At 70.9% G+C, this 11816-nt stretch carries 10 protein-coding genes and 1 tRNA gene; 6 read left to right on the top strand and 5 right to left on the bottom strand.

Annotated elements, in window-relative coordinates:
- The first annotated feature begins 18 nt into the window (after positions 1-18).
- Positions 19-696, top strand: a complete 678-nt coding sequence (locus ACT4N7_RS23045) for a GOLPH3/VPS74 family protein (RefSeq protein ID WP_444830909.1) — start codon at positions 19-21, stop codon at positions 694-696.
- Here ACT4N7_RS23045 and ACT4N7_RS23050 read toward each other — a convergent pair.
- Positions 693-1091 (bottom strand): winged helix-turn-helix transcriptional regulator, encoded by a 399-nt coding sequence (locus ACT4N7_RS23050; RefSeq protein WP_444830910.1) that lies wholly within the window; start codon positions 1089-1091, stop codon positions 693-695. The two genes, ACT4N7_RS23045 and ACT4N7_RS23050, sit on opposite strands and share 4 nt — an antisense overlap.
- Positions 1092-1195: 104 nt before the next feature.
- Between ACT4N7_RS23050 and ACT4N7_RS23055 the strand changes: the two genes are divergently transcribed.
- Positions 1196-2119: an NADP-dependent oxidoreductase gene (locus ACT4N7_RS23055; RefSeq protein WP_444830911.1), complete on the top strand. Its 924-nt coding sequence runs from the start codon at positions 1196-1198 to the stop codon at positions 2117-2119.
- 32 nt (positions 2120-2151) lie between these two features.
- Here ACT4N7_RS23055 and ACT4N7_RS23060 read toward each other — a convergent pair whose 3' ends face one another.
- Both ACT4N7_RS23060 and ACT4N7_RS23065 read right to left on the bottom strand, forming a co-directional pair.
- The gene (locus ACT4N7_RS23060) at positions 2152-3462 is read right to left on the bottom strand and encodes an ABC1 kinase family protein (protein WP_444830920.1); all 1311 of its coding nucleotides are present in this window, start codon (positions 3460-3462) and stop codon (positions 2152-2154) included.
- 155 nt (positions 3463-3617) lie between these two features.
- Positions 3618-4676 (bottom strand): hypothetical protein, encoded by a 1059-nt coding sequence (locus ACT4N7_RS23065; RefSeq protein ID WP_444830912.1) that lies wholly within the window; start codon positions 4674-4676, stop codon positions 3618-3620.
- Between the two features lie 110 nt (positions 4677-4786).
- On the opposite strand from ACT4N7_RS23065, the gene ACT4N7_RS23070 reads away from it, so the two are divergent.
- Complete coding sequence (locus tag ACT4N7_RS23070; RefSeq protein ID WP_444830913.1) at positions 4787-5317, top strand: M48 metallopeptidase family protein; 531 nt, start codon at positions 4787-4789, stop codon at positions 5315-5317.
- Position 5318: 1 nt separating this feature from the next.
- Here ACT4N7_RS23070 and ACT4N7_RS23075 read toward each other — a convergent pair whose 3' ends face one another.
- On the bottom strand, positions 5319-6632 hold the full coding sequence (locus tag ACT4N7_RS23075) for a zinc-dependent metalloprotease (RefSeq protein ID WP_444830914.1): 1314 nt from the start codon (positions 6630-6632) through the stop codon (positions 5319-5321).
- 153 nt (positions 6633-6785) lie between these two features.
- On the opposite strand from ACT4N7_RS23075, the gene ACT4N7_RS23080 reads away from it, so the two are divergent.
- Positions 6786-7889 carry a YlbL family protein gene (locus tag ACT4N7_RS23080; RefSeq protein WP_444830915.1) on the top strand — a complete coding sequence of 368 codons (1104 nt, stop codon included), beginning with the start codon at positions 6786-6788 and terminating at the stop codon, positions 7887-7889.
- Here ACT4N7_RS23080 and ACT4N7_RS23085 read toward each other — a convergent pair.
- The gene (locus ACT4N7_RS23085) at positions 7886-8416 is read right to left on the bottom strand and encodes a PPA1309 family protein (protein ID WP_444830916.1); all 531 of its coding nucleotides are present in this window, start codon (positions 8414-8416) and stop codon (positions 7886-7888) included. The genes ACT4N7_RS23080 and ACT4N7_RS23085 overlap by 4 nt on opposite strands.
- A gap of 158 nt (positions 8417-8574) precedes the next feature.
- Between ACT4N7_RS23085 and ACT4N7_RS23090 the strand changes: the two genes are divergently transcribed.
- Together ACT4N7_RS23090 and ACT4N7_RS23095 are read left to right on the top strand one after the other, a co-directional pair.
- Entirely contained in the window at positions 8575-11562 is a 2988-nt protein-coding gene (locus ACT4N7_RS23090) for a UPF0182 family protein (RefSeq protein WP_444830917.1), read from the top strand.
- Between the two features lie 68 nt (positions 11563-11630).
- Positions 11631-11704, top strand: a tRNA-Met gene (locus tag ACT4N7_RS23095).
- Positions 11705-11816: the final 112 nt, after the last annotated feature.

The raw sequence follows: 11816 nt of genomic DNA on the forward strand, positions 1-11816 counted from the left end.
GATGGCTACGGTGGAGCCATGTTGATCGCCGAAGAACTACTGTTGCTGCTGGTGGACGACGAGACGGGCAAGGTGCGCCCGATCGGGACCGACGTCGGGCGCGGCCTGGCCGGAGCCGTCCTCATCGAACTCGCGACGCTCGGCCTGGTTGATGTCGCGCACGAGGGCGAAGAGGTCCGCGAGGGCCGCTTGGTAGTCCGGCCGGGCGACGTCCCGGACCACCCCGTGCTCGCCGACGCGGTGTCGCTGGTCGCGGAGCTGTCCGGCAGCACGCCCGCGCGGGTGCTGGAGAAACTGGCCAAGGGGCTGCGCGACCGCATCGTCGACGGCCTGGTCGTGGGCGGTGTGCTGCGCCGGGAGAAGCACCGCGTGCTCGGCATCTTCCCGACCGAGCGCGTGCCCGCGCAGGACACCGCGCACGAGGCCCAGGTGCGTGCGCGGCTGCACGCGGTGCTCACGGGCGCGGCGCCCGACCCGCGCAGTGCCGCGCTGATCTCGCTGCTGCAGGCCCTGGAGGTGCTGACCAGCGTGATCGAGGTGCCGGACAAGCGCGCCGCGCGGAAGATCGCCAAGGATCTCACCGAGAGCGAGTGGGCCGCGGGGGCCGTGCGCAAGTCGGTGGCGGCGGTGCACGCGGCCGTGATCACCGCGGTGTTCGTGGTGAGCGCGGGCGCCACGTCTGCCGGTGCGTCCTAGGTTCGTACGTCGTAGGTGGCGCGGGCGGCGGCGACCTCGTGCATGTGTGTCTCCGCCCAGTCCTTGATCGCGCACATCACCGGCAGCAGGCTCGCGCCCAGCGGCGTCAGCTCGTAGTCCACCCGGACCGGCACCGACGGGGTGACCTGCCGGGTGATCAGGCCGTCGCGCTCCATGGCGCGCAGGGACTGGGTGAGCATCTTCTGGCTGACCCCGGCGATCTTGCGCGCCAGTTCGCTGTAGCGCATCGGCTCGTCTGCCAGAGCGCTGATGATCAGGCTCACCCACTTGTCGGTGAGCCTGTCGAGCAACTGTCGCGCGGGACAGGTCGCCAGGTACGCGTCGAACGCCGCGCGCTCGTCGGCACGGCTCTGCGCCGCGGTCCGGGTCGCCACACGTTCCTCCCCGTGAGTTGCGCACTTTCAGGTGCGTACTTCCCAATGGAGAGTAACACTCCATAGGTTCGTGCCACGTGGTTCATGGACGACAGGGAGCAGACATGCGAGCGGTTGTGGTGCGAGACGGTGGGCCCGTGCTGGTGGACGTCGCGGTGCCGGAGCCGGGGCACGGGCAGGTGCGGCTGCGGGTCGAGGCGGCCGGGGTGAACCCGGTCGACGCGGCGACCGGCGCGGGCCTGCCGGTGCAGTTCGGGCTGGCGGCGCCGAAGGACGTGTCCGGCCTGGGCTGGGACGCGGCGGGCGTGGTGGACGCGGTGGGTGCGGGCGTCACCACGGTCGCGGTGGGCGACCGGGTCGTCGGGCTGCTCAACCTGCTCCACCTGCCGCTCGGTGCGTACGCCGAGCAGGTCGTGATCGACGCGTCGGCGGTGGCCGCGATCCCGGTCGAGTGGACGGCGGCCGAGTGGGCGACGCTCCCGCTCAACGGTGCGACCGCGTGGCAGTGCCTCGACCGCCTCGGCCTCGACGCGGGCCAGACCGTTCTGGTCACCGGCGCGGCGGGTGGTGTCGGCGGGTTGGCGGTCGAGCTCGCCGTGGCCCGCGGCCTGCGAGTGGTAGCCGTCGCAGGCCAGGACGACGAGCGCCTGGTCCGCGACCTCGGCGCCGAGTTCTTCGTCCCCCGCGGCGACGCCATCGCTCTCCGGGTGCGCGAGCTGGTGCCAGGTGGTGTGGACGGCGTGGTCGACGCGGCCTCCCTCCGAGTAGCCGCCCTCGACGCGCTGCGCGACGGCGGGTCGTACGTGGCGGTGCTGGCGGGCGCCGAGCCGCTCGCGTTGCGGGACACGACGGTGTCGACGGTATTCGTCGCCGCCTACACCGACGAACTGGCGGAACTGGTGTCGCTGGCCTCGGCGGGAACCCTGAGCCTGCGGGTGGCACAGACCTACCCGCTCGACCAGGCCACCACTGCCCACGAACGCCTGGCGAAGGGCGGGGTGCGGGGCAGGCTCGTCCTGATCCCCTGAGTGCCGGGGTGCCTACTGGCGGGTGCGCCCGGTCAGGGGGCGTCGTCGGCGAAGCCGGGTTGCCACTGGGTGATGATGGCGTGCATCGAGAACTCGGCGTCGAGTTGGCAGAGGATGCCGGTGGCGCCCGCGGTGACCCGCTGGATCAGCAGGTACTGCGGCGGCAGGTTGAGCGAGCGGCCCGTCTTGAAGTCCTGGCCGCGCAGGTCGCCGACGCGTTCGGCTTGGCGTTGCATCCACTTGCGGGTGAAGTGGAACGTCTCGACCGAGGCGGGCTCGGTGAACGGGGCCAGGTAGGCGAGCACGTCGTCCGCGTTGAGTTGCATGCCGGGGCGGACGAAACCCTCGCGACGCATCAGGTCGAGCAGGTCGGCCGAGTTTCCGCGCAGGGACAGCCTGGTCATCATGCCCAGCGGCCGGGGCAGGCCGTCGGGCAGGCGGGCGACGGCGCCGAAGTCGATGACGCACAGCCGCCCGTCCGGGACGATCATGAAGTTGCCCGGGTGCGGGTCGGAGTGCAGCAGTCCTGCCCGCGCGGGTGAGGAGAAGTGGAACTCCGAGAGCAGCCTGCCCGCGGTGTTGCGCTCCGTTCGGGTGCCGGTGCGGATGATCGACGCCAGTGGCGTCCCGTCGACCCACTCGGTGACCGTGACCTTGGGTGCGCTCGCGACCACCCGCGGCACCAGCACCTGGGCGTCGCCCGCGAACGCCTTGGCGAAGGCGCGCTGGTTCTCCGCCTCGGCGCGGTAGTCGAGCTCCTCGGTCATCCGGTCGGTGAGTTCCTGCAGCAGCGGCTTGATCTCCATGCCCGGCGCGAACGGCTGGAAGAGCTTGCTGAACCGCTGCAACTGGCGCAGATCGGACAGCAGCGCCTCGTCGGCGCCCGGGTACTGGATCTTGACCGCCACCTGCCTGCCGTCGTGCCACACGGCCTTGTGCACCTGGCCGATGCTCGCCGCCGCCGCGGGGGTGTCGTCGAACTCGGTGAAACGCTCCGCCCAGCCGCGGCCGAGCTGCTGGGCCAGCACGCGGTGCATCGCCGGGGTGGTCATCGGCGGGGCCGCGGACTGCAGCTTGGTGAGCGCCTCCCGGTAGGGCTCGGCCAGCTCGTCCGGGATCGCGGCCTCGAACACCGACAGCGCCTGCCCGAACTTCATCGCGCCGCCCTTGAGCTGCCCCAACACCGCGAACAACTGCTCCGCGGTGCGGGCGGACAGGTCGGCGCTGACCTGCTCGGCGCTCTGCCCGGCCAGCCGCTTTCCCCAGCCGCCGACGGCCCGACCCGCCACCCCCAGGGGGATGCTGGCCAGCCGCGCGGTGCGCGCGACTGTCTTGCGTGGCATCTCGGTCACTTGACGATTGTCCCCTGTCCCGCGGCCCTGCCGCAGCCGATTGCCGTGCACCTGCTCCCATCGGTGGGCAGGAGTGACCCACGCGACATAGTTCGGTCGGTTCGGGCGCCACGTTTCGCCCGTCGGTGGAATCGACCCGCGAGAGTTCACTCGTCGGGGCGGGTCGGGGGGTCGTGGTGTCGGGCCGTGGCGCCGCACGGGCAGGCGGGATGGGGCGGCCACGGGCGGTGGGCCACCGTGGCCGACACGGGGTCGAGTTCGGCGCCCGCGTTCCACACCGCGGGTTTGCCGCGTCCGGGCGCCTGCAGCCAGGCGAGGGTGGCCAGGGTCTGCGCCGCGGCCAGACCCGCCGTCGCCTGGACCGCCGCCACGTCGGCCAACTGGGCGCGCCCGGCCAGTTGCGCCGCCACCCTGGGCCAGCAGGCGTCCAGGTCCGCGCGGTGCAGATCGGCGCAGCGCAGACAGCTCGTGGTGCCCGGGACGACCAGCGGGCCGACGATGCCGACGCCGTCGCGGACGCGGACGCACAGGTGCGCGACGGCGTCCGAGGTCAGCCGGGCCGTCAGGGTCGGGTCGGGGACCAGGGCGTCGGTCAGCAGGACCAGGTCCGGCCGGTGGCGGGTGAACGCCTGCGTGCCCACCGTGTCGTCGATCCGGCGGATCGCGTCGTGGGCCGCATCCTGCCGCCGCCTGCCGACGTCGTCGGCTGCCAGGCCGACGCCGACGTCCTCCGGGGTGACCTCGCCGCGGGCGGTGACGTGCAGCCTGCCGACGCCCGCCGCGGCCAACAGGCACGCGACGGCCACCGCGAGCCTGCCGTCACCGTGGATGGCGATGGCCGCGCGGGCCCGTGCCTCGGGGGCGCTGGTCGTGCCGCGCAGGGCGGCGGCCGTCGTGTCGGCCGCGAGTCTTCGGGGGATCGACGTGGCCGGGGCGGCGGCGTCCTCGACCAGCCCCTGCTCGGCCAGCCCGACGAGCAGCGCGTGCAGGGCGTCGCGATGTCGTGGGCCGACGCGGTCCAGCAGCTCGGCCATGGTCCGGCCGCCGCTCAGCGCGGCCGCGACGTGGGCGACCGGGCCGGGCAGTCCGCTCACGACGGTGGCGCGGCGCGGGTCGAGGCCGATCTGGATCTCGCCTGGGCCGCGGTGCAGCACGGCGAGGCCGGGACGCAGCCGGGGCCTGCTGGGAAGGGTCTGGTTCGTCATGACATCAGGATGCACGGTTCGGCCGAATGGTGGAGTCAGTTGTCCACAGGGGGGCATTGCCACCCGGCCGGTCCTCCCGCGATGTCGGTGTCGCCCTTTACCGTTGTTCCGTGGCCGAACCCAGCGTCGAGGTGCGCAGGAGCAAACGACGTACCCGCACCGTCACCGCCTATCGCGAAGGTGACACCTTGATCGTCCAGATCCCCGCCCGGCTCTCCAAGAAGGAAGAGGCCCACTGGGTGGCGGAGATGCAGCGCAGGCTCCTGCGCAACGAGACCCGCAGGCGCTCGCCCGCGCGCACGTCCGACGCCGCGCTGCTGCAGCGGTGCGCCGAGCTGTCCGAGCGGCACTTCGCGGGCCGCTGCGTGCCGGCGGGGGTGCGCTGGGTGCCGCCCATGCGCACCCGCTGGGCGTCCTGCACACCGGTGGACCGCACCATCCGGGTGAGCGAGCGGCTGCGCGAGGTGCCCGCCTGGGTGCTCGACTACGTGCTCGTGCACGAGCTGGCGCACCTGCTGGTGCCGGGCCACGGACCCGACTTCTGGGAGCTGGTCCGCGACTATCCGCGCACGGACAGGGCTATCGGCTACCTGGAAGGGCTGTCCGCGGCGGCAGGATGGGGGATCACCCCGATGGACTGAGTCAGTCGTCGGCGTCCTTGGCCTCCGGGGACTGCTCGGTCCGCTTGAGCTGCGCGATCGGGTCGTCCTCGACCTCCGACTTGACGCCCAGCCGCTCGGCGAACTCCATCGGGTCGTCGAGATCCGCGGCTGTCGGCATCAGGTCGGGGTGGGCCCACAGGCCGTCGCGAACGTCGACGCCGTGCTGGTCGGTGACCAGCCGCCACAGCGCCGCCGCCGCCCGCAGCCTGCGCGGCCGCAGCTCCAAGCCGACGAGCGTGGCGAAGGTCTGCTCGGCCGGACCGCCCGACGCGCGACGGCGGCGCAGAGTCTCGCGCAGGGCGTCCGCGCCGGGGAGCCGCTCGCTGACGGCCTCGCCGACGACCAGGTCGACCCAGCCCTCGACCAGCGCGAGCAGGGTTTCCAACCGGGCCAGCGCCGCCTTCTGCTCCGGGGTCGTCTCCGGTTCGAGCATGCCAGACTGCATGGCCTGCTCGATGGTCGCCGGGTTCGCCGGGTCGACCTGCGCGGCCAGCTGCTGCAGCGCTTCGGTGTCGACCTTGATGCCGCTGGCGAACTCCTCGACGGTGGCCAGCAGCCGCTGCCGCAGCCACGGCACGTGCGCGAACAGCCGCTGGTGGGCGGCCTCCCGCGCGGCCAGGAACACCAAGACCTCGCTGGAGGGCCGCTCCAAGCCCTTGGTGAACTCCTCGATGTTCGCGGGCACCAGCGCGGCTGTCGCGTCCGGGCCGAGCGGCAGACCGATGTCGGTGGAGGTCAGCACCTCCGAGGCAAGCTGCGCCAGCGCGTTGCCGAGCTGCGACCCGAACGCCATGCCGCCCATCTGGCCGACCATCGCGAGCAGCGGACCCGCCTGCTGCTTGGCCTCCGCGGGCAGCGCCTCGACCCAGGCGCCGGACATCCGGCGGGCCACCGGGTCGCACAGCCGCTGCCAGGTCGGCAGGGTGTGCTCCACCCAGTCGCGCGTGCTCCAAGCCCTGGTCACGGTCGCGCCCGCGGGCAGCGTGGTGACCGGGTCGAGCCACATCTCGGCGAGGTGCACCGCGTCCTCGACGGCCTTGGCCGAATCCGACGGGGAGGTGAAGCCGATCCCGCCGCCGAGCTTCTGCACGGCGATCTGCTTGGCGAGGTCGTAGTTGACCGGGCCGCTGGAGGTGCCCGCCTGGCTCATCATCTGGCCGAGCTGGCTGAGCATCTCGCCGAGCTGGCCGAACGCGTCGAACGGATTCTCCTGGCCGCCGCCCTGGCCGGGGGTCTGGTTCTTGTCCCGGTCGTCCGGGTCCGGCAGGTTGAAGCCGAACTTGAACTCGCTCATGCCATCCCCTCGCAGGCTCCGTGATGCCGCTCGCGGACGCGCTGTGACATTGACTCGCTCGCAAGCTCGCTCATGGGTCCACGGTACGCGGCGCCGCCCGCCGGGTGATGTCCGGTGATCCGCCCTGCGCGAACGCACGTACGCTGTGGCTTCGTGAGTACCTCACCGGACGCCCCAGCTCAACCGCCCGCCGCCGCGGACCCGCGGCCGCCGCGGTGGAACGTGACCCGACGCGGGTGGACGGTGCTGCTCAGCTTCGTCCTCGTCGTCGGGCTCGGCCTGGTCGGCGGGTTCGTCCCGGTGCCGTACGTCTCGCTCGGACCCGGCCCCACCTACGACACCCTCGGCGCTGTCGAGGGCGTCCCGATCGTGCAGATCGAGGGCGAGCAGACCTACCCGACCAACGGCCAGCTCAGGATGACCACGGTCTCGGTGAACGACGAGATCAGCCTCTTCGGCGCGCTCGGCCTGTGGGTCAGCGGCCGCTACGCGCTCGCGCCGCGCGAGGAGTACTTCCGCCCCGGCGAGACCGAGGAGGAGGTCGAGAAGCAGAACACCAAGCTGTTCCAGGACTCGCAGAGCAACGCCGAGGTCGCCGCGCTGCGCGAACTGAACTATCCGATGAAGGTCATCGCCCAGCAGATCACCGCGGGCGCGCCCGCGGACAAGGTGCTCGCGCCGGGCGACGAGCTGGTGGAGATCAACGGCAAGGCGATCGCCACGGCCGAGAAGGTGCGCGAGTCGCTGGCGGGCACCAGGCCGGGCCAGGTCGTCTCGGTCAAGTACCAGCGCGACGGCCAGGACAAGACCGCCACCATCACCCTCGGCAAGGCCACCGACTTCGGCGCCGAGGCCCGGGAAGAAGGCTTCATCGGCCTCGGTCCGGTCGACCGCCCGGACGTGCCGTTCAAGACCGCCATCAACCTGCAGGACGTCGGCGGCCCGTCCGCAGGCCTGATGTTCGCCCTCGCCATCGTCGACCGGCTCAGCCCCGGCGACCTGAGCGGCGGCACCACGATCGCGGGCACCGGCGAGATCTCCACGCTCGGCGTCGTCGGTCGGATCGGCGGCATCCCGTTCAAGATGGTCGCCGCCCGCGAGGCGGGGGCCACCACGTTCCTCGTGCCCGCGGACAACTGCGTCGAGGCGCGCGAGAACGCCCCCGACGGCCTGCGCCTGATCAAGGTGGAGACGCTGAAGGGTGCCCGCCAGTCGCTTGAAGACCTCAAACAGGGGCGCCCGGTCCCCGGCTGTTAGGACAGCGTGTCGAGCAGGGCCGCGGTGAGGTTCGGGGCCAGCTCCGGGTGCTCGACCACCTCGTCGATCTCGCCGTCGGCGCTGCGCAGGCGCAGTACGCAGGCCACCGTGCCGTCGCGCAGCGCCGCGGCCACCAGCCTGGCCTCCCTGGCCTTGGGGTGCGACGCGGCGAGCGTGCGGATGGCGTCGGTGTCGGTGTCGGGCTCGGGCAGATCGGCCTCCGCGTCCGGCGGCAGCATCACGATCTCCTGCGCCAGCGCGCAGCCGCTCACCGCCGGTGGCCACATGATCCCCGCGAGCGCCGCGCCGAGGTCCTCGTCGGGCAGCGACTCCTGCGCGACCGGCGTCAGCGCCGCCCCCGGGTCGACCTGGCCCGCGAGGTCGGGCTGCTCGCGCAGCAGGTGCTCGGTGGACACCAGGGCGAAGAGCTGCGGTGGCTGGTCCCAGCCCCCCGACGACACGAATTCCTCGACCTCACGGGCCAGCGACGGCAGGTCATGGGGACTGGGCTCACTCACGGCGCACATCGTCGCATCCCGCCCACCGGGTCCGGCAGCCGCCGAGTCATCCACACATTTCGGGCACCGGCGCGGGAACCTGAACGGGTCCTAATAGAGTTGAACAATCAGGGTGGTCCGCTGTCCGCCCGCGAAAGTTTTCAGCAAGCGACTCTGGAGCGTGTCCAGTGGCCACTCGGCCTCCGATCGGTCTGCCGAAGCTGTCCCGCCGCAGCCGTGTGCTGCTCATCATCGCCGCCGCTTTCGTCCTGCTCCTGCTGGTCGGGTCGAGACTGCTCAGTACCTATGTGGACTGGCTGTGGTTCGGTGAAGTCGGGTTCCGGTCGGTGTTCACCGCCGTCCTGTGGACCAGGATCGCGTTGTTCTTCACCGTCGGCGTTCTCGTCGGCGGGCTGCTGGCGCTGAGCCTGTGGATCGCCTACCGCTCGCGGCCGGTGTTCGTGCCGGTGTCCAGCGCGGACGACCCACTCGCCCGCTACCGCTCCACCGTGGTCCAGCGGGTGCGCCTGTTCGGCATCGGCATCCCGGTGGCCTTCGGCCTCATCGCGGGCTCCGCGGCGCAGGCCGACTGGCAGCAGACGCAGTTGATGCTCAACGGTACGGACTTCGGCGTCACGGACCCGCAGTTCAACATCGACATCGGCTTCTACGCCTTCACCCTGCCGTTCATCACCTGGGTGATCAGTTGGCTGTTCGTCGCCGTCGCGATCGCCTTCTTCGGCGCGCTGATCACGCACTACCTCTTCGGCGGCATCCGACTCGCAGGCAAGGGCGGCCAGCTCGCGGCGTCGGCCCGCATGCAGTTGTCCATCACCGCGGGCGTGTTCGTGCTGGTCTACGCCGTCGACTACTTCTTCGAGCGCTACGAGCTGCTGTTCTCCAGCCGCAACACGCTGTTCAGCGGCGCGACCTTCACCGACCTCAACGCGGTGCTGCCCGCCAAGCTGATCCTGATGTTCATCGCGGCCTTCTGCGCCGTGGCGTTCTTCGCGGGCGCGTTCCTGCGCAACCTGCAGCTCCCCGCCATCGCCACAGCCCTGCTGGTGCTCTCCGGCATCCTGGTCGGCGCGGCGTGGCCCGCGATCATCCAGCAGTTCTCCGTCCGCCCCAACGAGAACGCCAAGGAAGCGCTGTCCATCCAGCGCAACATCGACGCCACCCGCGCCGCGTTCGGGTTGACCCCCGACAAGGTCAGCACCGAGGACTACGCGGGCACCACCGACGTCTCCGGCGCGAAGATCCGCGCGGAACAGAGCAGCATCAACACCATCTCCAACGTGCGCCTGCTCGACCCGAACATCCTCGCGCCGACGTTCACCCAGCGCGAGGGTCGGGAGAACTTCTACGGCTTCCCGGAGAAGCTCGACGTCGACCGCTACACCATCGACGGCAAGACCCAGGACTACATCGTCGCCGCGCGCGAGATCAAGACCTCCGGGCTCACCGAGACCCAGGGAAGCTGGATCAACCGGCACATGGTCTACACCCACGGCAACGGGTTCGTGGCCGCGCCCGCCAACACGGTGAACTCCACCCTGCAGGACTCGAACGACCAGGGCGGCTACCCGGTGTTCAAGGTCAGCGACCTGACCACCGAGGGCCCGATCAAGGTCACCCAGCCGCGCATCTACTACGGCGAACTGGCCACCGACACCTACGCCATCGTCGGCGGCAAGGACGGCGACCGCCCGCTGGAGTACGACACCGCCCGCAGCACGGTCCCCTACGCGGGCAGCGGCGGCGTGGCGATCGACGGCCTGTTCAACAAGCTCGTCTTCGCCGCGCACCACACCGAGCGCAACATCGTGTTCTCGTCGCAGATCGGCGAGGGCGCGAAGATCATGTACAACCGCAACCCGCGCGACCGGGTCAGCAAGGTCGCGCCGTGGCTCACTGTCGACGGCGACCCGTACCCCGCGGTGGTCAACGGCCGCATCCTGTGGATCGTCGACGGCTACACAACGCTGGAGAACTACCCGTACGCCCAGCGCACCGCCCTCGGCGAGGCCACCACCGACTCCCTCGGCGGCGTCGTGCGCCAGGAGAACCGGACGATCAGCTACATCCGCAACTCGGTCAAGGCCACCGTCGACGCCTACGACGGCACCGTGTCCCTGTACTCGATCGACGACAAGGACCCGGTGCTCAAGGCGTGGCAGGGCGTGTTCCCCAACACGGTCAAGTCGGGCTCCGAGATCTCCAAGGAACTGCGCGAGCACTTCCGCTACCCGGAGGACCTGTTCAAGGTCCAGCGCGAGCTGCTCTCGAAGTACCACGTGTCCGACGCGGCGGAGTTCTTCTCGCAGAAGACGTTCTGGAATGTGCCGACCGACCCGACCGAGGACAACGCGGGCGCGGCAGGCGCCAAGCAGCCGCCGTACTACGTGCTCGCGCAGGTCGCGGGCCAGGAGCGGGCGACCTTCCAGATCACCAGCGCGCTGACCCTGCTGAACCGGCAGTTCCTCGCGTCCTGGGTCTCGGTGTCGTCGGACCCGGCGGACTACGGCAAGATCCGCGTGCTCAGACTGCCCACCACCGGAACGTCCCAAGTGGAGGGTCCGGGGCAGGTGCAGAACCGATTCCAGACCACACCGGAAGTCACCGAGAACCGAACCCTGTTCAACAACCCCAGTGTCCAAGTGCGCTTCGGCAATCTGCTGACGCTGCCAGTCGCGGGTGGACTGCTCTACGTCGAACCGATCTACATCCAGCGCACCGACGCCAACGCGTTCCCGCAACTCGCCCGCGTACTGGTGTCCTTCGGCAACAAGGTCGGGTTCGCACCCGCCATCGACGAAGCCCTCGACGAAGTGTTCGGTGCCGGAACCGGTGACACCGCGACGAAACCCGGCGAAAACGGGGCGGTCCCGCCGACCAGCACCACACCACCGACGACGAGCACGCCACCGCCCACCAGCGGCGGCACCTCATCGGAGATGGACCAGGCGGTACAGGCACTCAACGCCGCCATCGCGCACCTGCGCGATGCCCAGCGGACCGGTGACTTCGTCGAACAGGGCAAAGCCCTCGCCGAACTCGATGCCGCCACAAAGCGGTACGACGAGGCGAAAGCCAAGGCAGGCCAGACTTCCAGCCCGCCGTCCTCACCCGGCGCCTCCCCGTCGCCGACCCCACCCCCCAACGGCGGCGGGTGACCCCGGTCACCTCCTAGCCACCTGATTTGCACCTGCTCGCAGCCCCCGCGTAGAGTCATCTTTACCGACGCGGGGTGGAGCAGCTCGGTAGCTCGCTGGGCTCATAACCCAGAGGTCGCAGGTTCAAATCCTGTCCCCGCTACGAGACGAGGAGACCTGTGTCCACGGAATGCGTGGCCCCAGGTCTCTTCGGTTTTGTGGGGGGGCGGTGCCCCCCCGCCCCACCCGGCGGGCTTGCCCCCCGGACCCCCGGC

It is taken from the genome of Actinokineospora sp., assembly GCF_052390155.1.
In the GTDB taxonomy this organism is placed as follows: Bacteria; Actinomycetota; Actinomycetes; order Mycobacteriales; family Pseudonocardiaceae; genus Actinokineospora.